Below are 24,873 nucleotides of genomic sequence, written 5' to 3' on the forward strand. Positions count from 1 at the left end.
CCACCATACCAGCGGGTGCGCTGACACCCGAATCAGGGTGTGCGCTCGCTATGAGTAAAGAAGCCCGCGCGCTGCCGGTGGCAGCGCCCGGGCCGATTCTATGCGGTGGAGGCGGACCTCCCGCGTCCGCGCCGATGCGGTGGAGGCAGACTTCCCACGCCCGCGCCGATGCGGTGGAGGCAGACCTCCCGCGTCCGCGTCTATGCGGTGGAGCGGGCCTCCCGCGTCCGCGCCGGCGATGGCCGCGGTACGGATCGCACAGCCGTCGCGCAGCAGTGGCCGCACCACACCGGTGGCGCGGGCAGCGCCGATCAGATGGCGAGCGGGGGTCCGGGGTCGGCGCCGCGCACCGGTCCGGGGACCGAGTAGCGGAGGGTGCCGGTGCCGCGGCCGAGGCAGTCCAGCTCTTGAGGGTCGCCGATGCTGGAGATGCCCGGGCGCGGATCGGTGTTGACGGACGGGGTGAACGCGCAGGCGTCACCCGCCTGGAGGGCGCTGCGTTCCACGGCCGGCCAGTCACCGAACGCGGCGAGCAAGGGGCCCGCTTGGTCGAGGGTGGTGGTGAGGTCGAAGGTCGCGGCCGAGTTCGATGCGGGCTGGAACGAAAGTGGCGCGCTCGCGTCGCGAACAGTCGAGCCGCTCGCATCGCGAACCGCCGAGGCGCTCGCATCGCGGATGGCGGAGGCGAAGGACGGGAGGCCGGGCGTCGCGTCCCCGATGCCGCGAATGTCCGATCCGGCAAGGGAATCGGCGGTGCCGATCTCACCGATGGCGCTCGCGTGCTGGGTGGACTGGTCGTCGGCGTGCATGCCGACCGCCGCCAGCGCGGCCGCGCCCACCACGATGGGTGCGCCGAACAGGTTGTCTTTCATCTTGTTCCAGAGCTTGCCCTTGCGAGGCTTGCGCCCACCCTCGGACTCCGAACTCGAATCCGATTGTCCGGCGGCGTCTTCCGGCGAACCAGACGGACGCGGCCCAGTGGGAGGCATCGCCCCACCGTACCCCGATCCACCCTGACCAGGAGCGTTTCCGCCAGGTCCAGCAAAATTCCCGCTTCCCGGCGCGGCGCCGCCGCCCGGCGCGCCGTACCCGGTGCCGCCGGGACCGTAGCCCCCACCGGCCCCCGGATATCCACCGGAACCGCCCTGGCCACCGGCGTTTCCGTACGCACCGCCCGGCCCACCGGCCGCACCGTGCTCACCGCCCGGCGCCGAACCGTAGCCGCCTGCTGCGGGGTTGCCACCCTGGCCGTACCCACCGACCACCGGATTGCTCCCGGTCCCATAACCGGCCGCACCCGAACCCCCGCCGGGACCGTAACCGCCAGCGGCAGAACCACTTCCGGGCCCGTAACCGCCACCACCCTGACCACTGTCGGGACCGTAGCCACTACCGCCCTGGGTGGCGTCGGGACCATACCCGCTACCCCCCTGACCCGCGTCGGAGCCATACCCGCTCCGGCTGGCGTCGGGACCGTAACCGCTACCGCTCTGACCCGCGTCGGGGCCGTACCCGTAGCCACCCTGCGCCGGACTGCCGGCCGAGCCGTAGCCGGGGACCTGGCCGTAGCCGCCTCCGGCCGAGTCCGCACCCGGGACCTGGCCGTAGCCGCCCGGCGAACCTGGTTGTGCGCCGGGCGAACCCGGCTGGACGGCACCGTAGGAACCAGTGCTCGGACCTTGCGGAGCGCCGTAGGCGCCAGGGGCGTACGCACCGCCCGGCTGCTGCGGCGGCTGCCCGGTCCCCGGCTGTTGCGGACGGCCCATGACAGCGGTCATCTGATCATCGGCCGGCGAACTCGCCTTGGCGGGCGGCCGAGTGAACCGGCTACCCACATTCGCGAGCCCCGGCGGCAGCGACCGAGAACTACCTGCCTGACCGAGATCCTCCGGCGTCCCCGGTTGAGCCGAATCACCCTGATTTACACCGGCACCCGCCTGATGCGGACTCGCTCCGGCCTGCTGCGAACCTGTTCCCCCCGCCTGCGCGAGATCCTCAGCGGTCACCCGTCGCGTCACATCGGCATGCTGGCCCGCACCCGAAGCGCGTGCGAGATCATCCGCGGTCACCCGCTGAGTTGGATCCGCGGGCTGTGCGGAACTCTGCGCGGCGCGGCGCTTGGCGTCGGCGTGATGCGCGACAACGGCATTCATCTGCGCGATGTCGTCCGGGGTGATGCGGCGGGTTTCCTCGTCCTCTCCTACTGCCGGGGCGGCGGATGGCGTGCTCATCGGCGGGCGGACGGAATCCGGTCGGGGCGAGGGGGATTCGCTCGTGGGCGGGGAATCCGTGTGGCGCTGAACCATTTCCGGCTGCTGGGGCAGGGGTTCGGGCTGGCGCTGCATCGGGTCCAGTTGGGCCGGGGATTGCGGCTGGGGCTGCGGGACGTGGCGCGGGCCCTGGTCGATCCGCCGGCTCGGGCTGTCGATCACCGTTTCCATACCGGGCGCGGCGCCGAGTCCGGGCGCGTTGGTGTCGCCCTGCATTGATCCACTCGCGCCCGCACTCCCGGCGGGGCCGGGGCCGGGTGCCGCACCACCGGCAGGACCGGTCGATGCCTGGGGGGACCCGGCACCGTGGGCCGGCGGCCGGCCGGAACCTTCCGGGCTCGCGTGCGGATGCTGGTGGCGGGGTTGGGGTTCGGGGTGGTCGCCCGCGTCGGAGTCGGCGACGAGGAGGTGGGCGGCGCCCAGGACGAGGGCGTGCATGGGGTGGTCGGCTACCTGGAAGCGGTGGCCGAGGTGGTTCTGGAAGGCCAGGCGGAGGGCGTCGTTGAAGCAGACGTTGCCGGTCAGCAGGATGGTCGAGGTGTCGGCGTCGATGGCTCGGGCCGCCGCCATCACCTCGATGACCACGTTGTCGGCGGAGCGGGCGTCGTGCAGCGCTTCGGCGTCGATGGGAACCGAGACGGATTCGGTGGGGCGGTCGTCGTCGCCGTGGACCGCGACCACGAGGCATTCGCGGCCGTCGGAGTAGACGCCGGTGGCGCCCACCGCGGGGCCTCGGCCTGGTGCGCGCACCAGGCCGAGGGCGCGGACGTAGCCGGAGAGCGCGACGGATTCGGGCAGCGGCTCGGCGGGGTAGCCGAGCAGTTCGACCAGGCGGACGTATTCGTCGACCTTCGGGTCCGGCCATTCGTCGGGGAACGGCACGGCGATCACGTCGGGCGCACCGCCCAGGTGTTTGACGATCGCCTCGACCGGGTTGTGCAGGCGTGCCCGGAAGACCAGGTCGGCGGGCCAGGTGGCCCCGGCCACCACGATCTGCGGGTGCCCGAGGATGTCGCGCACGTCGGAGATGGCGATGCCGACGTCGGGCCGCCGGTCCACCCCGGCGGTGTGCAGCCGGCCGGACGAGTCCGCCAGCAGGTATGCGGGCGGTGTGTACGTACCTTCGACCTGGACCGGCCGTATCGGGGACCCGCCGCCACCGGCGGCCACCGAGACCACGTCCCAGCCGAGATGCACTGCGCCAACTCGAGCTGTCACAGCCATCAGTGTGCCTGTTCCGCGCGACGGGTGCGCGACCGAACCGACACTTCGCGCAGGGCGAACCCCGGCGCGTCGCCGGAATCCGGTCCCCCGCACCTGTTCGGCAACGCCGTCACGGGCCGCTTCCGCACCGGCTTCACGAGGCCGACTTCTTCAAGCGCAGTCGCGACCAGGTGAGCAGCGCCAGCACGATGATCAGCACGCCGAGCACCGAAACATCCAGCGCCCAGATACCCGCCTCGTGCTTCCACAACGAGTCCGGTTGCGCACTCGGGAAGAGCTTGCGCACATCGACCGTGGACGCCCCGGAGGCATACCCCCAGCGCGCGGGGAACAGCCAGGAAATCTGTTCCAGCACAACTCGTCCCGTCACCGGGATCAACCCGCCCGCCATGACCAGCTGGGCCATGATGGTGACCACCAGCAACGGCATCACCTGCTCGTTGGATTTGGCCAGCGTGGACAGCAGCAACCCCACCACCACGCAGGTGATGGCCGTCAGCGCGATATCGACATACAGCTCGAGGCTGCCCGCCGGAATCACCGAACCCGCCGAGGGCCGCTTCTTCCCGACCAGCACGATGCCCACCATGACCGCCGATTGCAGCAGCGCCGCCAGGCTGAACACCACGATCTTGGACATCAGGTACGCCCCGGAGCGCAGGCCGACCGCCCGCTCCCGGAAGTAGATGGGCCGCTCGCCCACCAGATCACGCACGGTCAGCGTCGATCCCATGAAGCACGCGCCGAGAATCAGAACCACCAGCAGCTGCTGCGATTCACTACCGCCGACCAGCTGGAACGACCCGTCCGGCATCTGCTTGAGCGCGCCCTTCTGGAACCCGTTGCTGCCGGGCACCACCAGTGACAGACCGCCCAGCACGAACGGCAGCACCAAAAGGAACGTCAAATATCCGCGATCGGCGAGCACCAGCCGGATCTGCCGCCGCGAGAGCGTCGAGAACTGCTTCAGCGCACTCGATTTCGGCCCCTTCGCCTTCTCCCCCGGCGGCGCGGCCGGCGGTGGCGGCGCGAACGCCTGGCGGGAACGGAAATTGGCGAAGGCGTGATCGGGATCGTCGGCCACCCGCGCGAAGATCTCGGCCCAATCGCTGGTGCCGAGGAAATCGCGCACGGTGCCCGGATGCCCGCAGAACGCGGTCTTGCCGCCCGGCGCGAGCAGCAGCACCTGATCGCACATGTCCAGGCAGGCCACCGAGTGGGTGACCACGATGACGGTGCGCCCGGCGTCGGCCAGCTCCCGCAGCATGGTCATGACCTGGCGATCCAGCGCCGGATCCAGACCGGAGGTGGGCTCGTCGAGAATGAGCAGCGACGGACCGGTGAGCAACTCCATGGCCACCGACGCGCGCTTGCGCTGACCACCGGAGAGCCGGTCGACGCGGGTATCCGCGTGCTGGGTGAGCGAAAGTTCGTCCAGCACACCGTCGATCACCCGCTGCCGGTCGGCCTTGCTGGTGTCGGGCGGCAGCCGCAGCTGCGCGGCGAATCCGAGCGCCTGCTTCACGGTGAGCTGGCGGTGCAGCACATCGTCCTGCGGCACCATGCCGATCCGGGATCGGAGCGCGTCGTATTCGGCGTGCAGATTGCGGCCCTCGAAGGTGACCACACCGGTCGAGGGCGAGGTGGTACCGGCGATGAGCCGCGACAGCGTGGACTTGCCCGCGCCGGAGGGTCCGATGAGCGCGGTCAGCGACCCCCGCCCGGCCGCCATGTTCACATCGACCAGCAGCTGCTTGTTGCCCTCGACGGTGAAGCCGATGCCGTGCACGTGCAGGCCCTGTTCGGCGACCGGCCGCTGCCGGTGCACCAAAGAGCCTTCCTCGACCGCGAAGTCGACATTGCCGATGGTGACGATGTCGCGCTCGCGCAGCAGGGTGCGCTGCTCGCGGCGGCCGTTGACGAAGGTGCCGTTGGCCGAACCCAGGTCCTCGATGGCCAGGCCCTGCGGGTCGGCGACGAGTCGGGCGTGCTTGCGCGAGGCCATCGGATCATTGACGACGATCTCGTTGTCGCTGGTGCGGCCGATGCTCAGGCCGCCCGGCGGCAGCCGATCGGCCTTGGCGACGGCCGACTTGCTGGACCGCGCCCGCATCGGCGGCAGTGCGGCGGTGCTGGCCCGGGCCGTCATATTGATGTTGTCCGGCACATCCGGATGCAATGGCATGTCCTGCACCGGGTTCGCGCCCGATTGCAGCGGAGTCGGCCCCGAGCGCTGCGGATTCACCCCCGCGTGGGCCGGATTCTGCCCGTATTGCAGGGGATTCGCCCCGGACTGCTGCGGCGTGGGCTGCAACGGATTCGGCGCGGACTGCTGCGGGTTCGGTCCCGATTGCTGCGGATTCGGCCGTCCCTGAGCGGGATTCGGCCGACCGAATTGCTGGCCGGGCCCCTGCGCACCCTGACCCGGCTGCCCGAACTGACCGAACTGACCTGGCTGAGGTCCCCGCTGACCGGGCTGCTGGCCGTGCTGACCCGGCTGCTGGCCGTGCTGACCGGGCTGCTGCCCCCGCTGACCTGGCACCTGGCCGTGCTGACCCGGTTGCTGCCCATGCAATCCCGGCTGTCCGTGCTGACCGGGCTGTTGCCCATGCTGCCCCGGCGGCTGCCCATGCTGCGGCCCCCGCGCGCCGCCCTGCGGCCCGGGCCCCTGCGGCCCGTATCCCTGCGGCGGCCGCTGACCATGCTGCGGCCCTGGCACATTCTGCTGCGCCCCGGACGGCGGCCGCTGCCCCGGCGCCGGCCGCCGATCCTGCTGCCACGGCTGCCCCTCCGGCCGCTGCTGCCCGCCGTCCGGCCGGAATTGCGGCGCGTCCTGCCGGAACTGCCCGCCGAATCCCCCTGCCCCGCCCTGGAACTGGGGGTTCTCCGGCGCGGCGCCCCCCGCCGGAATCCGCGACCCGGACGGCAGCAGATGCAGCAGCGGACCGCTGATCGCGTCCCCCAGCCGCACCTGCGTGGCCCGATTGATCACGATCGGCGTGGTGATCCGCCGCGCGTCCACGAACACCCCGTTGGTGCTGCCGTTGTCGGTCAGCATCCAGGACCCGGCCTCGTAGCTGAGGATCGCGTGCACCCTGGACACGAGTGGGCTGTCCACGAACAAGGCCACTTCCGGGGCGCGCCCCATGGTGACCTGCTGGCTCGCGTCGAAGACCCGATCGGTTCCCTCATGACGCACGGTGATCTGCTGCGCCCCCGGTGAAGACATGGCCGCATAATATGCGAAGGCCCGGGCTCACGGCTTTGCGCTCAGCAGCCGTACGCCTGTGACCCGGGCGGATGTCCGTTGGCCTGCGAGGGAGTGGAAGTGGCTAGACGCCAGGGGGTGGCCGTGGTCGGACGTCGGCGGGCGGTGGCGCTGGGCATCCTCATGCTGGTGGCGACCTTGCTGACCGGATGTACGCGGATGGTCTCCGGCCATCCGGTTTCCATCTACGACGATCCGTTCAAGGTCGCGGGCCTGCCCACCACCGGTGGTCCGAACGGACCGCGCGCCAATGTCCCGGACACCACCCTGACCGCATCGAACTCCGACGGCGGCGAGATCGACCGCTTGGTACTCAATGCCCTGGAGGACATCCAGACCTATTGGCAGGCCGAGTACCCCAAGGAATTCGGCGGCGAGTTCAAACCGGTCGACAAGTTCCTGTCCTGGAGCTCCAAGGCCAAGCGCGCGCAGGCGGTCGAGTTCTGCGAAGAAAGCACCTACCGCTTGGTCAATGCCGCGTATTGCAAGACCGACGGCTCCATCGGCTGGGACCGCGCGGTGCTGCTGCCCGCGGTGCAGGAGACCTTCGGCAAGATGTCGGTGGTCATGGTGCTGGCCCACGAATACGGCCACGCCATCCAGTTGATGGCCGATCTGGTCGGCCGCAAGACCGCCACCATCGTCAAGGAACAGCAGGCGGACTGCTTCGCCGGCGCCTTCATCCGCAATGTGGCCGAAGGCAACTCGAAGCACTTCACCATCAATACCTCCGACGGCCTGAACCAGGTGCTGGCCGCCACCGTCGCCATTCGCGACGACAATCCCGACGATCCGGAGAGCGTGCACGGTTCGGCGTTCGAGCGGGTGACCGCGGTGCAGGTCGGCTTCACCGACGGCCCCAAGGGCTGCAAGGCCATCGACGCCGACGAGATCGAGCGCCGCCGCGGCAACCTGCCGCAGACCTTCGGCAATGACGCCTCGCACGGCGAATCCGATGTCAGCCAGGCGAATCTGGAGGATCTGGCCAAGTCGATGGCGACCATCATGCCGATCGACCCGGAACCGAAGTACGACTACGCCTCCGCGAAACTGAAGTGCCGCAACGCCTCCGACACCGAGCCGGTCACCTACTGCCCGGCCACCAACACCATCGGCACCGATATCACCGCCCTGCACGAGCGTGGCGTCTCCAATACCGGTGAGTCGGACGGCCTGCCGGTCAAGGTGACCGGTGACTTCACCGCCTATGTCGTCTTCATCTCCAGATACGCGCTGGCGGTGCAGCACTCGGCCGGGCAGACGCTCAAGGGCGCGAAGACCGGCCTGCGCGCGGCCTGCCTGGCCGGGGTGGTGACGGCCAAACTGGCCGATCCGAACCGATCCAAAGCCGCAGGCAGCGTGAGCCTTTCCGCCGGCGACCTGGACGAGGCCGTCTCGGGCCTGCTCACCGACGGGCTGGCGGCCAGCGATACCAACGGCCAGACGGTGCCGAGCGGATTCTCCCGGGTGGATGCCTTCCGAGCAGGTGTGCTGGGCACCCAGGAAATCTGTAAAGCCCGCTACTCCTGATGTCATTCCGGCATGCTTTTAGCCGGAATCCACCGCTGGATCCCGGCTCAGAGCACGCCGGGATGACGAAGGCGATTACCCGAACGGCGGCGGCGCGACCGGCTCCAGTCGAAGCACCCGGTTGCCGAGCATGAGCTCCGCACCGGTGAGCAGCGTCATGGGCTGATTCGGTTGCAGCCGAACCCAATCCCGGTATCCGGGCAACCGCACCCGGGTCCCGTTGGTCGACCCGCGATCGATGACGGTGATATCCCAGTTCAGCAAACGGATTTCGGCGTGCGCCCGCGACATCCCCCCGGAGGCGTCGTCGATCCGCAGGGGCACCAGCCCGGCCCGCGCGGGCTCGGAGTTCTCCGGATCGCGCCCGATCACCGCATCGGTGGAGACCACGTAGGTCATGCCGTCGTCCAGGATCAGCATTCCCAGCGGCGGCCGGATCACCTCCGAGACCTGCTGGGTCTGATCCACCGGCATCCCGCACACCGTGCAGAACGCCGCCCGCGGATCACTGGGATGGGCACGCGCGCACTTGAATCCGAGCACCTTGACGGTGAGCGCGGTGGCCTTGGCGGTGGCGTCCAGCCGTCGTTGCAGATCCGGATCGGGTTTGGGCGCGGGATTGGTGCCGCCCATCTCGGTCGGCGCGCGATGCGGATCGAAGAGGCCGACCGGCAGCGCCTCCTCCTCGGTCTCCCCGTCGTCGAACTCGCCGGCCGCCGGATCGTATCCGGCGGTGGCGGACTGGTTTCCGAGGTCGAAGTCGAGTTCGGTGGGCAGCCGGGCCGAGGTGCGGGTGGGAACCAGGTTGGGGTCCAGCGGAATTCGCTCCGGCTCCGGATCGAAGGCCGCGGTCGGCGGCGGCGGTTCCACCAGTCGCCGCTCGCCGGTGGTCAGCCGCGCCGATCGCCGGGGCAGCACGGGTTCGCCCGGGAACCAGACCACCGCCCCGGTCGCGGCCGCCGTGCCCTCGATGAGCGCACCGATACCGCGCTCGGGTAGTTCGGGCGCGCGCCGCGTCCCGTCGTCGATGAAGAGCGCCGCCGCCAGCTTCGGATGCTCGGCCACCCGGTCGACGGTGAAGGCCGCGTCACTGCCCCGGTAGTACTCGACCGTCTGCCCGGCCAGCACCGCCGTCACCGATCCGTGCAGGAAGATGGCGACCCCGCCGGTATCGGCCGCGGAGAGGATCCCGAATTCGATGGGCACCCCCGGCGAGATCCGCTCGGCCTCCTTCATCAGCCACCGGGTGGCCTGCCGGGCAACCAATCGTCCCGGCCCGTCGGGGGCCTGATCGGTGACCTCGGCAACCAGGTCGGCGAGGGCGCGGGCGGCCACCGCGGCCTTGGATTCCGCGCTCGCCGGACCCCGCTCCCGGTGTGCGACCAGGATCACAGCGCCGGCCGTCCGGATGAGCACATGGGGGCCGGAAACAACCTCGACCTGCCGATCCATCAACGGAACCGGCCCCCGGAAGCTGCGCGGCGCGGGATGTTCAGCACATCGACCAGGTTACGTCGCCCCGCGGTGTTGCATCCGGGCCGCTCTCCGGCGATGAGTTTGCGGATGCTGTCCGACGATCTTTCGACAGCGCCCGGCGGCGGCTCCGGTCCGCTACTTTTGATGCATCGCACGGGAGGAACGAGGACCTGCCATGGTTCGCACCGCACGCACTTCGCTGTTCGTCGCCTGCTCTGTCGCGACCGCCCTGCTACTCGCGGCCTGCAATGTCTCCGGCACCCCGGTCGCGGGCGAACCGGATGTGCGCAAGCTGGAGGTCGGCGCCTACGCGGTGGATCGCTTCAGTTATCCCCAGGACGCCAAGGGCAACGGCCCACTGCTGGAAGGCTTCCGGATGGCCGATGCGGTGGTGCCGTCGGTGCGGATCGATCCCTCGCTGGTGTACGGCCGCGGCGGCCGCGCCACCGCGAGCGCGAAGGACGCCACCGATATGGGTCTGGCCGCGCCGTCGCAGGCGGTGCTGGAGCGCAACAACCTGCTCGCCGGATTCATGGCCAGCGGATCGGATCAGACCAAACCGGGCAAGAAGGCCGGGGCGGGTACCACCACGGTGACCACTATGGCGCTGCGGTTCGCCGACGAGAAGACCGCCAAGACGGCCGCGCGCGAGCTCGAGGACGCCGACTTCAATGTCGCCGCGGACCTGAATCGCAAACTCTCGCTGAGCCAGTACCCGGACGCGCAGATCCATTGGCGGCCCGGCGTGGCCACGGTCGGCACCTTCATGGCCTACAAGCAGTTCGTGATCTCGCTCTTCATCGAGCGGCCCAAGGCGGAGGAGAAGGATCTGCTGGAGTGGGTGCGCAAGACCCTCGACGCCGAGGTGCCGGTGCTGGAGAAGTTCCAGCCGACGCCGGAGTCGAAACTCTCCAGCCTGAAGGTGGATCCGGACAATCTGCTGGCCCGGCTGGTGACCGAGGACCGCAAGGAGGGCGGCACCCCGGATCCGCAGCTCTTCGGGGTCTACGGCGGTACCAAGATCGTGCACGGGGCCTTGAACCAGACCAAGATCCAGCAGGCGGTCACCGACAGCGGCGCGGATGCCATCGCCATCGACAAGACCTCGGCGCTGGTCCGCACCCGCGACGAGGCGGGCGCGAAGATCATGTTCGATGCCCTGATCGCCGACGAGGGCGACCACTACGACGCCATCGAGGCGCCGAAGGATCTGCCGACCGCCAAATGCGTACGGCTGAACAGCAAGGGCGACACCGAATCCGAGTACAAGAACCGTTGCTACGTCTACTACAAGCGCTATCTCGGCGTGGTGTCCAGCGACAACGAATCCGACGTCCGCCAGCAGGTGGCGGCCGAATACGCCCTGCTGGCGAACAGCCTCTGAACACGGCCTCCAGTAAGCTCCGGGGGCACCGCACCACCCCGAGCTATCCAGGAGTACTGACATGGTGATGAGTCCCGGCACCATCGTCGGCGGGTATCGCATCGAGCGGGTGCTCGGTGCCGGCGGTATGGGCACCGTCTACCTGGCCAAGCATCCGAGCCTGCCGCGCATGGACGCGCTCAAGGTGCTCTCCGCCGAACTCTCCCGCAATGACGAGTTCCGTGGCCGCTTCCAACGCGAGGCCAATCTGGTTGCCGGACTGGATCATCCGAACATCGTCTCGGTGCACAATCGCGGTGAGGAGAACGGCCAGCTCTGGATCGCCATGCAGTACGTGGAGGGCACCGACGCCTCCGCCGAGCAGAAGCGCGATCCGGCGGCCATGACCCCGCTGCGCGCGCTGCGCATCACCGCCGAGATCGGGCGCGGCCTGGACTACGCGCATCGCAAGGGCCTGCTGCACCGGGATGTGAAGCCCGCCAACTTCCTGCTCGCCATCTCCGAGAACGAGGAGGATCGCGCGCTGCTGGCCGACTTCGGGGTCGCCAAGTCCACCGAGGACGCCACCGAGCTCACCCAGACCGGCAGCTTCGTGGCCACCATCGCCTACGCGCCGCCGGAGCAGCTGTCCGGGCACTCGCTGGACCATCGCGCCGATATCTACAGCCTGGCGTGCTCGTTCTTCAAACTGCTCACCGGCCAGAATCCTTATCCCGCAACGCAACCCGCGCTGGTCATGATGGGGCACCTGCACGAGCCGCCGCCGCGGGCGACCGCGCTGAACCCGCAGCTGCCGCAGGCGCTGGATCACGTGATCGCGGTGGCCATGGCCAAGGATCCGGCGCAGCGGTACAACACCTGCCGGGAATTCACCGACGCGCTGACCAATGCGCTGACCCCGGGCTGGAATCCGATCTCCACCAATACTTCCCCCACCTATCCGATCCAGGTGGCGCCGCCCGGATTCGTCAACTCCGGCGATCCGACCGAAAACTACACCGCCCCTTCGGGTCCCGGGCAGATCGCCGCGCCGCGCAAGAGCCGCAAGGGGCTCTATGCCGGGGCGGCCGGCGCGGCGGTGGTGGCACTCGCGGCCGGGATCGGCGTGGTCATCGCGACCGGAGACGACGGCAGCGTGAACGCCGACGTGACCGTATCGCGGGCAGCCGAGACGACGGCCACCTCGCCCAGCGCCGCCATGCCTCCGATGTCCAAGGCGCGCAGCGAGAATCCGTCCTTCGCGGGCAAGACCATCACCCTGGTCGATGTCGCGCAGTCGACGCTGAGCAACAAGTTCTCCATCTATTTGGACGGCACCGAGCAGACGCAGTTCCTGAAGGACCTCGGCTTCGTCTACAACCTGGAGTACCCGCGCAGTGGCGACGAGCCCTCGCCCCGGCCCGTCGAGGGCTACTCCGCGCTGAAGGTCACCGACGACTCGTACATCGTGGCGGTCCGCAGCGACGAGAAGGCGGGCAACGGGGGGCTGCTCGGCCTGCCGAGCGCCATCACCTCCTCGCGCGCCATCGTGATTCCGCTGGACGATGCGGCCGCCGTCGCCGCCTTGCGCACCTGGTCGCCGGAGTCCGAGCAGATTCTGATCAGCAAACTGGTCCCCGCGCTGCGCAAGGTGATCAAGTAGGGTTACCGGGGTCTTTGCTTCGGGGAGGGAAATGCGCAACTTCGGTCGTGCCTTATTGGCAGCGGGTCTAGCGGCGGCGGTGGCTTGGACCACCGCGTGCGGGTCCGAATCATCCACGGAATCGGCGGTGCCGGCGGAGCCCGTCATCGATCTGGCCAAGCTCGATGTCGGCAATCTGCCCACGCAGCCCAAGGTCTACGACAAACCCACCGCCATCGAGATGGCGAAGCTGGTGGAGGCTTGGCGGCTGGCCGAATACGTGCCGCTGCCCTCGGAAGTGATTCCCGAGGTCAAGTATCCGGCGCAGGCCATGAGCACCGTCGTACGCGCCTTCGTCGACTTCACCTCCGGAGCGGTGAAAACCCGCACCAAGGCCGACGGCGCGGCCATGAACGCCGCCGCGCCCGGTTTCGTCTCCGGATTCGTCAGCACGGGCAAGTCCGATTCCGAGTCCAGCCTGTCCTACGAGCTCGAGAACCTGGTCTTGCTGTTCAGTGATGAGCAGTCCGCCTCGGCCGCGGCGCAGGCGCTGGGCAAGCTGGATTTCGAGAGCGCCGCCAACGAAGAGCTGAAGATCGACAAGTATCCGGACGCCGTCGTGCATATCGAGAACAGCATCAGCGGCGTCGGCGGGCCGGTTCGATCCTGGTACGCCACCGGCAAATTCGTCGTCTTCACCTATGTGTACGACAGCGTCATGTCCCAGATAAAGCAGCGCGATCTGCCGAAACTGCTCGGCCGAGTGGAGCGCAGCCTGGACGTCATCCCGCCCGCCATCGCCAAGTTCTCCGCCACGCCGCAGGACAAGCTGATGGAGCTGGCGGTGGATCCCGACAAGATGCTGGGTCGCGCCCTGTCCACCGTCACCGCCGACAGCTCGCAGCCCGGTGTCCCCGGGGTGTACGGGCCGCATGCCGCGCTGCATATCAAGCAGGGCGAGGACCAGGTGAAACTATTCGAGGAGACGGGCGTGGACCGCCTCGGCTTCCGCGGTGGCACCGTCTACCGCGCTCGCGATGCCGCCGGGGCCGCCAAGATCGTGGCCGACCACGCTCAGACCACACGGCTGTTCAAGGCCGTCGAATCCCCGGCCAATCTGCCGAATGCCAAGTGCCGCCAGTACATCGCTTCGAAATACGCGATCAGCTTCTATTGCTTCGTCCAGCACGGCCGCTACGCCGCCGAAGTATCGGCGAATCAGCTGCTCGACGCCCAGCAGCGCATTTCGGCCCAGTACGCCATGCTGGTCAACGCCGGCTGATCGCAGAGTCGAGGAAATTCCATGCTTTCACGACGTTTTCGCGCCGCGGCGCTGGCACTGACCGCAATCGCCTTGTCCGCCTGCACTTCTCAGGTCGATGGCTCGGCACGCCCCGGCGAGATCGATGTCCGCACCCTGAATGTCGGCAAGTACCCCACCGGTCCGCTGGAAGAGCGCTACGCCTACCACCACGACATGAGCAACGGCTTCAATCTGGCGCTCGCGCGCCTCGCCGACCAGGTGGCGACGGGGCCGGAGATCGATCCGAAGTTCAAGTACGGCACCGGATCCGTGCCCTTCCTGGATTCTTCGAAGGCCACCAAAGTGCTGGCGGATGTCTCCGCGCCGATTCTGGATCGCAACGGCCTGATGTTCGGGTACGCGGTCGGCCACAGTGAGAAGGAACCCGACAAGAAGACGGGGAAGGCGCCGGAGGACAGCCCCTTCACCACCGTGACGGTCATGCAGTTCCCGGACGCGGCGACGGCCACGCGGGCAGCTGCGGAGCTGGAGGAAGCCGACTTCAATGTCGCGGCGGATCGCAATGAGCGGATCAACCTGTCGAAATATCCTGAGGCACATGCACATTGGCGGCCCGGGGTGGCCAGCATCGGCGCCGAGATCGCCCGCGGCAACTATGTGGTGGCGATCTACGCGGGCTCCGGGGAGGCGGAGACCGGCAAGCTGAGCGCGCTGGCCGAGAAGATCTTCGACGTGCAGCTCCCGCTGCTCGATGCACTCCCGCCGCTCGACCGCGAAGGCGTGCTGCGGTTGCCCGCCGATGCGGACGGGCTGCTACGCCGCACCCTCAATCCGGACGGCATCGGCACCCCGGACATCACCTCGCAGATCACCCTCGGTCAGCGTGGATATCAGCACCGGATATCCGATCAGGACTACACCAGCCGGATTCTGCGTGACTACGGAGTGGACCGGGTCGGTATCTCCGGCTCGTCCTACACCGGCGTCTCGGTGCTTTACCGCACCCGCGATGCCGAGGCGGCGGGGAAACTCCGTGGCGCGGTGGTCGAACGTAGCTATCCGGGTGCGGCCGATGCCCCCGCTGGGGTACCGGGTGCGGCATGCGGCGAAAACACTTCCAAGGGCACGAGCCAGAAGCGGTTCCGTTGTGCGGTGAACTACCGGAACTTCACCGCGACGGTGGAGGCCGATCAGCTCGAGGATGTTCACCAGAAAGCTGCCGCCCAGTACGCATTGCTGGCAAACGGCACCTGGTAGCCCGGTAGAGCGCATGGTGTGAGATCGATCTCGCGTGCGTGACCTCACCGTTCGGACGTAAGCACTGGTCACCGGCGGCGATCCTCGGATAGGGTGCTGGCAAATTGCTACATCGGGGTGGAACCGCCGGGCTGTGACCCACGTCCAATCAATTCAGAAGAGGTCGTCCGCCCGCGTATTCGAAAGGAGGCACCGTGGCCGGTGCATTCGAAGCCAGTAATGAGCTCATCCAGGCCAAGGCCCAGGAGTTCAAGAAGACCCACGAGACGCTCATGATCATGATTCGCGACCTCAAGCGCGATGAGGACAATATGACCGTCGGGTCGAAGTGGGAGGGCGAGGCCCGCAAGGCGTTCAACGCCTTCATGGAGCGCTACTACTTCCAGGCCGACAAGCTCAACGACAAGTTGATGCAGACCTCGGAGAACCTGATCAAGGCCGGCTCCAGCTACGAGGATCACGACCGCGACTACAGCGCCCAGGTCAACGCGCAGATGTCCAGCCTCGACCTGCCCGCGGTCTGACGGCCCTCCCCTCCTTCTCGAATACTTTGGCAAAGGAAGTCACCATCATGGCTACAGGCGGTCAGATCATCTCGGCCCAGTTCGCCGGCGTCGAGGACGGCGCGAACTCGATCATCAAGCGCGCGGAGCACATTCGCGACCAGCTCGAAGCCTTCCACCGCAGCGTGGAAGAGTTCGTCACCACCAACTGGAAGGGTGACGCCAACGAGGCGTTCGCCGACCTCCAGCGCATGTGGAACGGGCACGTGGGTCAGCTCAACGCCACCCTGGGCGGCGCGGCGACGCTGGTGCGCACCGGCAACGCCGAACTCCAGATCAAGGACACCGCGCTCGCGGGACTGTTCTGAGACGAGTACGAAAGCACGCCCCGGCACTGGAAAGTGCCGGGGCGTTCGCGTATCAACGGCCGCTTTCGTCATCCCGGCATGCTTTCAGCCGGGATCCACACCCAGCCACCGTGTGGATTCCGGCTGAGAGCGTGCCGGAATGACGGGGGCGCGGTCAGGCCGGGGGGAACCAGCCGAGTTGGACCAGGTCCTCACCTGCGCGGGTGACGTAGGTGCCGCGGCCCGGCGGCATCAGGGAGGGGCGGGTGTTGCCGAAGAGGATGCCCTCGTCGCGGCTGCAACTCATGACCAGGGCTGCCGAGTTCAGTTCCTTGAGCTGGTTCAGCGTGGCCTCGTACATGGCCCGGCCCGCACCACCGGAGCGGCGGGCGATGATCAGGTGGAAGCCGAGGTCGCGGGCGTGGGCCAGGTGGTCGACCATGGCGTGCAGGGGGTTGCCGCTGGAGGTCGCCACCAGGTCGTAGTCGTCGACGATCACGTAGAGTTCCGGCCCGCTCCACCAGGATCGGTCCTTGAGCTGCTGCGGCGTCACGTCCGGGCCCGGCATGCGCTTGCCGACGTAGGCGGCTAGATCGGCCATGTTCTGGGTGAATTGCGGTGCGGTGGAACCGTATCCGGCCAGATAGCCCTGCGGGACGGTGCCGAGCATGGTGCGCCGGTAGTCGCCCATGATGATGCGCGCCTGGTCGGGGGTATTGGCCGCGCAGATCGATTGCACGATGGAGCGCAGCAGCGTCGTCTTCCCGCTCTCGGAATCGCCGATGATCACCAGGTGCGGGCTGGCGTTGAAGTCCAGGTACACCGGGGCGAGCTCGGATTCGTTGATACCGAACGGGATTCGCATGGTTTTGGTCGCGGCGTCCGCGTGCGCGGGCCAGTCGCCCGCCATGCGCAGCAGATCCTCGCGCGGCAGGCGTTCGGGCAGCATTCGCACGCGCGGCGCGGGTCGTCCCGGGGTCGTCGCCGCGATGGCCGAAACCGCTTGCGCTACACCGATACCCAGGGTTTGCGGATCCGGGTCGGAGTCGACGCGCGGCAGTGCCGTCAGCATGTGCAGCCCGTCGGGGGTCATACCGCGACCGGGCCGCCCCATCGGGACCAGGGTGGCGAACTTGCGGCCCAGGTCGGAGTCCATGGGATCACCGAGGCGCAGTTCGATGCGGGTGCCGATCTGATCCTTGAGCGCCGGGCGCGCCTCCGGCCAGCGCGCCAGGGAGATCACCACGTGCACACCGTACGAAAGACCCTGCACGGCAAGGTTCATGATGGTCTGCTCCAGCGCGTCGAACTCCTGCCGGAAGACGCCGTAACCGTCGATCACCAGGAAGACGTCGCCGAACGGGTCCTCGTGCACGCCGGCGGCGGCCGAGCTGGAGGCCGGGCTCATGGCCCGCATACGCCGGAACTCGGCCATGGATTCGATGCCCAGCTGCCGGAACCGCGCCTCGCGCTGCCGCACCACGGTCACCATCTCGGCGATGGTGCGCCGCACCTTGTCCGATTCCAGCCGGGTGGCGACCGCACCGACGTGCGGCAGCCCTTCGAGCCCGACCAGGGTGCCGCCGCCGAAGTCCAGGCAGTAGAACTGCACCTGTTCGGCGGTGTGGGTCAACGACATCGACATGACCAGCGACCGCAGCGCCGTGGACTTGCCGGATTGCGGACCGCCGACCACCGCCACGTGTCCGCGCGAACCGGACAGGTCGACCACCATGGGATCGCGGCGCTGATCGTAGGGCCGGTCCACGATGCCGATGGGTGCGCGCAGGGTGGCGATCGGGTGCACGTCGCCGGTCAGCACCGAACGCGGCACCAGTTCGTCCAGGGTGGACGGCGCGCCCAGTGGCGGCAGCCAGATCTCGTGCGCGGGCCGCCCGTGACCGCGCACCCGCGACACCAGCATCTGGAGATTGGAGACCTGCTCGGCCTCGGGCGGCGGCGGCGGCGCCGCTTCCGGTACGGCGGGCAGCGGCAGGTAGTCGCTCGCCCGGAAATCCACGTGGGTGGCGGTGAAAAGCCGCGCGGTGGTGTCGAATTCGGATTCCTCGCGGCCGGACCGGGTGACATCCCGCGTCGAAGCGCCACCCAGGTAGGGCCCGGAAACATAGGCCGACTGGAATCGCACGATCTCTCCGGAGTTGGACTTGAGATAGCCGCCGCCGGGATTGTTGGGCAGGTTGTAGGCATCGGGCACGCCGAGCACCTGACGGGATTCGTTGGCGGAGAACGTCTTCAAGCCGATCCGATACGACAGATGGCTCTCGAGGCCCTTCAGCCGCCCCTCTTCCAGCCGCTGCGAGGCGAGCAGCAGATGTACGTGCAGCGACCGGCCCAACCGGCCGATCATGGTGAACAGGTCCGCGAAATCCGGGTGCTGGGCCAGCAATTCGGAGAATTCGTCCAGCACCACGAAGAGCGCGGGCAGCGGATCCAGGTCCGCGCCCGCCGCCCGCGCCTTCTCGTACTCCCCCACATTGGCGAAATTGCCCGCCGAGCGCAGCAATTCCTGCCGCCGGTTCATCTCGCCTTCGAGCGCATCGCGCATACGCGAGACGAGGTCGGCCTCCTCCTCCAGGTTCGTGATGATGGCCGCGATGTGCTCGACCCCGTCCAGTCCCAGGAAGGTCGCGCCGCCCTTGAAGTCGACCAGTACGAAGTTCAGCTGATCGGGCGAGTGCGTGGCGACCAGCGAAAGCACCAGGGTGCGCAGGAATTCCGACTTACCGGAACCGGTCGCGCCGATGCACAGTCCATGCGGGCCCATGCCGCCCTCGGCGGCTTCCTTGATATCCAGGTACACCGGCAGCCCGTCGGCTCCGACACCGAACGGCACTCGCAGCCGATCCTTGCCGTAGCGGGGCTGCCAAGCGGTTTCGGGGGTGAAGGTACCGATATCGCCCAGGCCCAGCAGTTGCGACCAGGTCGAAATCACTTCGCCCTCTTCGCCGCTCGCATCCGGTCCGCGTTTCACGGGTGCCCGGTAGGGAGCCAGCCGCCGCGCCGCCTGCTCGGCCTCGCGCGCGGTGATGCGGTCGATGATCGCGAACCGCTCCATCGCCCCGGATGCGCCCTGGCCCGCGCATTCCCCGTTCTCCACCACCATCTGGATCCCGCGCGAGGCCGCCAGCCGTGGCGCGTACCCGCACAGGTCGACAATGGTCACGCCCTCGAATCCGCTCTCCCGCAGAGGATCTTCCTCGGCCTCGAGCAGACCGCCGTCCACCACGATGATCAGCTGCGTCAGGTTCGGGTCCGGCGGCTGATTGCGGGAATAGCGAACCCGGTTGTGCAGCAACGGCCGCAGCCCGGCGTGCGCCTCGCGTATCGAGCCGTAGACCATGCGCTCGCTGCCGACGCCGTCCTGGGAATCGGGATGCTGGGTGTGCGGCAGCCATTTCGCCCACTCCCATTCGGGGGCGGTATCGGCTCCGCAGACCACCGCGACCAGCACCTGATCCGGTCCCTGGAACATAGCCAGCTGCAATAACATGGCCCGGGTCAGCTCTCGCGCCTGCGCCCGGTCGCCGGTCAGCTGAATGCTGGCGAACCCCTTCACGGCAATGGCGGTGGGCAGGTCCGGCACCGTGGAATGGGTACGGACGAAGCGCCTCAGCGAAACCGCAGCTATCGGTTCGAGTTCCTCCACCGGACCGGTTTCCGGGGCGACCAATCGAGTAGCCAGACGTTGGCTGCCGAGCCCGATCCGGGCGTGGCAGAAGTCCTTGTCCCCCGGCCGCCGCTCCCACATGCGAGTCGTGCCGGCCAGCATCCAGATCAACCCCGGCTCCGGATGACTCCACTCCACGGCGGCGCGCTGCTGTTCGGCGGTCTCGCGCACATCGCGGCGGACCTGATCGAGATAGCGCAGATAGTCCTTGCGGTCCTCGTCGGCCTCGGCCGCCTTCTGTCCCTTGCCGCTCTGCCCGGCGTACATGCCGACCATGGAGAAGACCATCATCATGGGGAACATCAGGCTCATCGGGTTGGACGCGATACCGCTGCCCGAGGTGAACATGAGCGCGACCATGCCGAGCATGCCGACCACCATCACCAGCGGCATGAGCTTGCCGAAGAGATTGGCCGGGACGGCGCGCGGAATCTCCGGCGGCGGCTGGAGCGTCACCTCACCGCCGGGCGAGCGTGGAATCTCCCGGCGCGGGCGTCGTTGAAACCGTACGGTGCTCATTGATTGCTCACTGGTCGGCATTCCCCCATGGATGACTTCAGTCCGGCCTCAGTGTACGGACCTGCACCGACATGCCGTAAAGTGCGGGCAACAATTCTGCACATCCCAGCGCCGCGACCGCATTCTCCCGACGCGCGCGCGGAAACGAGTTCTCACCCGGAGTTGGGGGCAGTGTGACCGACGCGCGAACAGATCAGCTCGACGAGACCCGCGGCACCGTCCGCGCGCCCGACCTCGCGCGCGTGACCATCCTGGCCAAACACACCCAGGTCGATATGGCCATCCCCGGCGATGTACCGGTGGCGCTGGTCATCCCCAGCGTGGTCGACATGGTCGCCCAGCACAGCCGGGTCAACGACTTCGATCACGACGGCGAGCAGTTCGAACCGCACGAATGGGTGCTGGCCCGGATCGGGCAGCCGCCGCTGACCGGGTCGCTCACCCTCGTCGAACAGGAGGTGCGCGACGGCGAGCTGCTCATGCTGGAGAGCGCCGAACACACCGCGCCCACACCGTTGTTCGACGACATCATGTACAACGTCGCGGTCGCCGACGCCGACCATTTCCGCGGCTGGACGCCCCGCACCGCGCGGCTCACCGGCTCGGTGCTGGCGGTGCTGACCATGCTGGTCGGCTGTCTCGGATTGCTGGCCGCGCCGGACGCGGTCCCCGGCTGGGTGAGCGGGACCGTCGCGCTCTTCGTCGCGGTGCTGCTGGTGATCGCGTCCACGGTGATCAGCCGCATGTACGGCGATACCGCCGGCGCGCTCGTGGTCGGCGGCTGCGCGTTACCGCCAGCGTTCGCCGCGGGCATGCTCTTCGTGCCCGATCATTACGGCTGGGCGAACCTGTTGCTGGGCGCGGTCCTGCTGGGCGCGATCGGGGTGCTGACCTGGCGAGTGAGCGGGGTCGGGCTGGGTCTGTTCATCGGCGTCACCGCGGTCGCCGTCTACGCCGTGCCGGCCGCACTGGTCGGGCTGCTGGCAGAACTGCCGGTCAAGGCCATCGGCGCGGGCGCGGCGGGGCTCGGTTTGGCCGGATTGTCGCTGGCCCCAAGGATTTCCATGCTGCTGGCCAAGCTGCCGCTGCCGCCGGTGCCCGCGCCGGGGACGCCCATCGATCCCACCGAGGACGATCCGGACGATCACCGCGCACTGCCCAGCCTGGAGGCATTGCGCGCCAAATCCGAACGGGCGCGCAAATATCTGGCCGGATTGGTAGCCGCCACCACGCTGGTCGTCGCGACCGGTGCGGTGGCCTCGGTCGAACCGATCGCGGACCGCCCGTACTGGCCGGGCCTGGCGCTGGCGGTGGTGTGCGCGGTGGTGCTCATGTTCCGCAGCCGCACCTATGCCGGAGCCGAGCAGGCGGTGGTGCTGCTGGCCGGCGGGGCCGCGATTCCGCTGGTGCTCATGGGTTTCGCCGCGTTCACGCTGCGTCAGCCGCTGGCGATCTTCGGCATCGCCGTCCTGCTGCTGGTGGCGGCGCTGGTGCTCGGCATTCTGGTGCCGCGTCAGCAAGCCACCCCGCCCATGCGCCGGGCGCTGGAATTGCTCGAATACGCCTTCGTGGCCGCCATTGTGCCGTTGGTGTTCTGGGTGACCGAGCTCTATTCGCTCGTGCGCGGACTGTAGCCGCCGCGATGTCGATCGCCCTGAGCGCCAAAGTCTTTCGTGTTGCGGCGGCCACCGCCGTACTGGCCGTGGGCATTACCTACGATGCCGGCCCGGCCGTCGCCGATCACCCGCCCGCCGTCGATCCCGGACTGCTGCCGCCCGGCGGTCCCGCCGCACCGCCCGGCAAGACCGAACATCCGGCCAATTCCCCTTGCATCAGTACGCAATCCGGCGGTGCGGGCCCGACCATCCCGGTCGCGCAGCGCTCCCTGGATCTCGAGCACGCCTGGCAATTCGCCAAGGGCGCGGGCCAATTGGTGGCGGTCATCGATACCGGGGTATCCCCGCACCCGCGGCTACCCGGCTTGATCCCCGGCGGCGACTACGTCGCGAACTCCGGTGACGGCACCGAGGATTGCGACGCCCACGGCACCCTGGTGGCCGGGCTCATCGCCGCCACCCAGCAGGAGGGGCAGGGCTTCGCCGGCGTCGCGCCCGAGGCGCGCATCATGACCATTCGCCAGACCAGCGCGCTGTATCAGGCCGAAGGCGCGGGCCGGGACAAGGGCCCGGACGATATGCCCGACGGCTACGGCAAGATCTCCGCACTGGCCTCGGCTATTCGCCGGGCCGCCGACGCCGGGGCGCGGGTCATCAATATCTCGCTGGTGGCGTGTCCGACCCGGGAACCCAGCAGTCCGGAAATGGGCATGCTCGGTGCGGCGGTGCGTTACGCGGCGGCGGAGAAGGATGACGTCATCGTCACCTCGGCCGGAAATACCGACACCTGCAAGGCGAGCAATCCGGGCCCGAATCCGGTGCGGCCCGATGAAGATCTGTGGAATCACATCACCTCGTATGTGGTGCCGTCCTGGTGGGACGAATACGTGCTCTCGGTCGGCTCCGTCGATTCCTTCGGCCAGTACTCGAAATTCACGGTGCCGGGACCGTGGGTCGGGGTGGCCGCGCCGGGCGAGAACATCATTTCCCTCGATCCGCGCAGCAATGGTTTGACCACCGCCAAGGTCACCAATCAAGGCCAGATAATGCCGTACAGCGGAACGAGTTTCGCCGCGCCCTATGTATCGGGCGTCGCCGCGTTGATTCGATCCCGATTCCCGGATCTGAACGCACACGACGTGATTCAGCGCATCGAGGCCACCGCGCACGCGCCCGGCGAAGGCTGGAATCCCTATATCGGTTACGGCGCGGTCGATCCCGTCGCCGCCCTGACCGCGCAGGTGCCGAAACAATTGCCGCCCAAACAACCCCACGCGGCCGTGGACCAACAGCTCGCCATTCCCAGCCCGCCCCCGCCGCCCGATCACACCGCGCGCAATGTGGCTTTGATCGGCACCGGCATCGTGGGATTGCTACTGGTTCTGGGATTTCTGGCGTCCTTCCCGCTGCGCCGCCGCTTCGGCGGGCACGACGAAGACTGATCAGTTCTGGTTCTGCCCCTTGACCGGTTGCGGCGCGGGATTCGGGTCCGGGGCCACCCCGTCATGGGCCACCATCGCGGCTTCCCGGCTCAATGTCGGTCCGGGCGCGAGCAATCCGATGATCGGCCACGGTGCGGGCTCCGGGGTGACCGCGGCGGGATCCATGCCGAGCGCCTTCGCCGTCTCCAGATCCTTGATGCCGTAGCGCACCCCGAAATCGGAGATGAAGAACAGGCTGTCGCGCCGCTGACTGTCGGGTTCGATGCCGGTGGCCTGAACGTATTCGCCCGCACCGGGTTCGGTGTAGAAGGCATCCACATTCGACCCGTTGCCGTCCGCCTGGGCCAGGGGCACCAGTCCGGCGCGATCGGGGATCGGCACCGCGTGGCCGGTGAGCACGGTCAGCTCGGCGTGCTTGCTGCCGTCGGTCTGGTCGGCCGCGCCGACCGGCCGCCAGGACAGGCAATCCACCGGCTGATCCTTGCCGTCCACCAGCTCCGGAACACGATCCGGATAGTTCGATACGTGCAGCGCGCCGGAGACCGGCGCGGCGGTGCGATCGGCCTGCGCGATGTAGTCGTCGGCGGCGGCCGATCGGTAGGTATTGCGGATGATGTCGGCGGTCAGCTGCGAAACCGGTTGCAGGCCATCGGCGAGCACGGCGTAGTAGCGATTGTCGCTGCGCACCTGCACCACATCCCCGATGCGATGGTCGCCGATCGAATACGCCGGGGCCGCACCGGCATCCGCGATCTGCGGCGGCACCAGCGGCAGCACCTCGGGGATGGCATTGAGCAGCCCCTCGCTGATCGGACGCGGGGTGCGGCCGCGAATATCGAGGGCATCCACCACGGCCCGGTCGTTCACATCGATGCGGGCGCGCTGATTGTCGTAGACCAGGTAGGCGGCGTCGCGCCCCTGCACCAGCAGCGCCTTACCGTCGGCGAGCGGTGCCGCCTTGTCGCCGAGCACCGGTGCGCCGACCAGCACCGAGGTGGTCAGGCTGCGGCTGCCGTCATTGGCGAGCACATCGCACACCGTCCAGGCGCGGTCGGAGGTGTCGTAGTTGAGCGAGGCGGGCGCGCCCGGAATGCCGATGAGCTGTCCGCGCGGCTTCTTCGCGAGTTCGGATTCCTTCACCGTGGCCGGTTTGGCGGCCTCCCCCGCCGCGAGCCGGGCCGAGGCGAGGTTGAGCGCCGGATGCACGACATTGTCGATGACCACGTAGACCGCGCCGGAGTCCTTGCCGATCAGGATCTTGCTGGACCCGATCTTGTCCTGCGGGCGGAGCAGAGCTAACACACCGCAACCGGCGAGTGCGACCAGCGCCAGGATCAACCCGACGGCGAAGGCCCGGGTCTGCGAGCGCATCGGGTCGTGCAGCATGCGCACGTCCCGGCGCACCAGGGCGTGCTCCATGCGGCGCACCAGAAAGCGGTACCCGCTCACCTGCCACCGCGTGGT

General features: G+C 68.4%; 14 protein-coding genes and 1 pseudogene. 9 read left to right on the forward strand and 6 right to left on the reverse strand.

Annotated elements, in window-relative coordinates; genetic code table 11:
* Positions 1-311: 311 nt before the first annotated feature.
* The 3 genes and pseudogenes from NI1_RS39235 to NI1_RS40110 all read right to left on the reverse strand — a co-directional run.
* Positions 312-3,488 carry a hypothetical protein gene (locus NI1_RS39235; protein ID WP_245663187.1) on the reverse strand — a complete coding sequence of 1,059 codons (3,177 nt, stop codon included), beginning with the start codon at positions 3,486-3,488 and terminating at the stop codon, positions 312-314.
* Positions 3,489-3,627: 139 nt separating this feature from the next.
* On the reverse strand, positions 3,628-5,679 hold the full coding sequence (locus NI1_RS12565; protein ID WP_157535104.1) for an ATP-binding cassette domain-containing protein: 2,052 nt from the start codon (positions 5,677-5,679) through the stop codon (positions 3,628-3,630).
* Positions 5,680-6,513: 834 nt separating this feature from the next.
* Positions 6,514-6,723: pseudogene (locus tag NI1_RS40110) on the reverse strand (FHA domain-containing protein); the annotation flags it as partial.
* 162 nt (positions 6,724-6,885) lie between these two features.
* Here NI1_RS40110 and NI1_RS12575 point away from each other — a divergent pair.
* Positions 6,886-8,292 carry a neutral zinc metallopeptidase gene (locus NI1_RS12575; RefSeq protein WP_067819316.1) on the forward strand — a complete coding sequence of 469 codons (1,407 nt, stop codon included), beginning with the start codon at positions 6,886-6,888 and terminating at the stop codon, positions 8,290-8,292.
* Positions 8,293-8,367: 75 nt separating this feature from the next.
* On the opposite strand, the gene NI1_RS12580 is transcribed toward NI1_RS12575, so the two are convergent.
* Entirely contained in the window at positions 8,368-9,744 is a 1,377-nt protein-coding gene (locus NI1_RS12580) for an FHA domain-containing protein (protein ID WP_067818889.1), read from the reverse strand.
* A gap of 199 nt (positions 9,745-9,943) precedes the next feature.
* On the opposite strand from NI1_RS12580, the gene NI1_RS12585 reads away from it, so the two are divergent.
* The 6 genes from NI1_RS12585 (at position 9,944) to NI1_RS12610 (ending at position 16,165) form a co-directional block, all read left to right on the forward strand.
* Positions 9,944-11,152, forward strand: a complete 1,209-nt coding sequence (locus NI1_RS12585) for a DUF7373 family lipoprotein (protein ID WP_067818892.1) — start codon at positions 9,944-9,946, stop codon at positions 11,150-11,152.
* Positions 11,153-11,213: 61 nt separating this feature from the next.
* The gene (locus NI1_RS12590) at positions 11,214-12,794 is read left to right on the forward strand and encodes a serine/threonine-protein kinase (protein WP_067818895.1); all 1,581 of its coding nucleotides are present in this window, start codon (positions 11,214-11,216) and stop codon (positions 12,792-12,794) included.
* A gap of 127 nt (positions 12,795-12,921) precedes the next feature.
* Positions 12,922-14,055, forward strand: a complete 1,134-nt coding sequence (locus NI1_RS12595; protein WP_084523066.1) for a DUF7373 family lipoprotein — start codon at positions 12,922-12,924, stop codon at positions 14,053-14,055.
* A gap of 21 nt (positions 14,056-14,076) precedes the next feature.
* Positions 14,077-15,294, forward strand: a complete 1,218-nt coding sequence (locus tag NI1_RS12600) for a DUF7373 family lipoprotein (protein WP_067818901.1) — start codon at positions 14,077-14,079, stop codon at positions 15,292-15,294.
* A gap of 194 nt (positions 15,295-15,488) precedes the next feature.
* Positions 15,489-15,818, forward strand: a complete 330-nt coding sequence (locus tag NI1_RS12605) for a WXG100 family type VII secretion target (protein WP_067711754.1) — start codon at positions 15,489-15,491, stop codon at positions 15,816-15,818.
* Positions 15,819-15,865: 47 nt separating this feature from the next.
* A complete protein-coding gene (locus tag NI1_RS12610; protein ID WP_067819319.1) occupies positions 15,866-16,165 on the forward strand; it encodes a WXG100 family type VII secretion target in 300 nt (99 codons plus the stop codon).
* A 154-nt stretch (positions 16,166-16,319) separates the two neighbouring features.
* On the opposite strand, the gene eccCa is transcribed toward NI1_RS12610, so the two are convergent.
* On the reverse strand, positions 16,320-20,351 hold the full coding sequence (gene eccCa / locus NI1_RS12615) for a type VII secretion protein EccCa (protein WP_067818903.1): 4,032 nt from the start codon (positions 20,349-20,351) through the stop codon (positions 16,320-16,322).
* A gap of 173 nt (positions 20,352-20,524) precedes the next feature.
* Between eccCa and eccD the strand changes: the two genes are divergently transcribed.
* Both eccD and mycP read left to right on the forward strand, forming a co-directional pair.
* Positions 20,525-21,985: a type VII secretion integral membrane protein EccD gene (gene eccD / locus NI1_RS12620; RefSeq protein WP_067818906.1), complete on the forward strand. Its 1,461-nt coding sequence runs from the start codon at positions 20,525-20,527 to the stop codon at positions 21,983-21,985.
* 8 nt (positions 21,986-21,993) lie between these two features.
* Positions 21,994-23,409, forward strand: a complete 1,416-nt coding sequence (mycP, locus tag NI1_RS12625) for a type VII secretion-associated serine protease mycosin (RefSeq protein WP_067818909.1) — start codon at positions 21,994-21,996, stop codon at positions 23,407-23,409.
* On the opposite strand, the gene eccB is transcribed toward mycP, so the two are convergent.
* Positions 23,410-24,828 carry a type VII secretion protein EccB gene (gene eccB, locus NI1_RS12630; RefSeq protein WP_067819323.1) on the reverse strand — a complete coding sequence of 473 codons (1,419 nt, stop codon included), beginning with the start codon at positions 24,826-24,828 and terminating at the stop codon, positions 23,410-23,412.
* Positions 24,829-24,873 lie beyond the last annotated feature (45 nt).

Source organism: Nocardia inohanensis NBRC 100128 (assembly GCF_001612945.1).
Taxonomy (GTDB): domain Bacteria; phylum Actinomycetota; class Actinomycetes; order Mycobacteriales; family Mycobacteriaceae; genus Nocardia; species Nocardia inohanensis.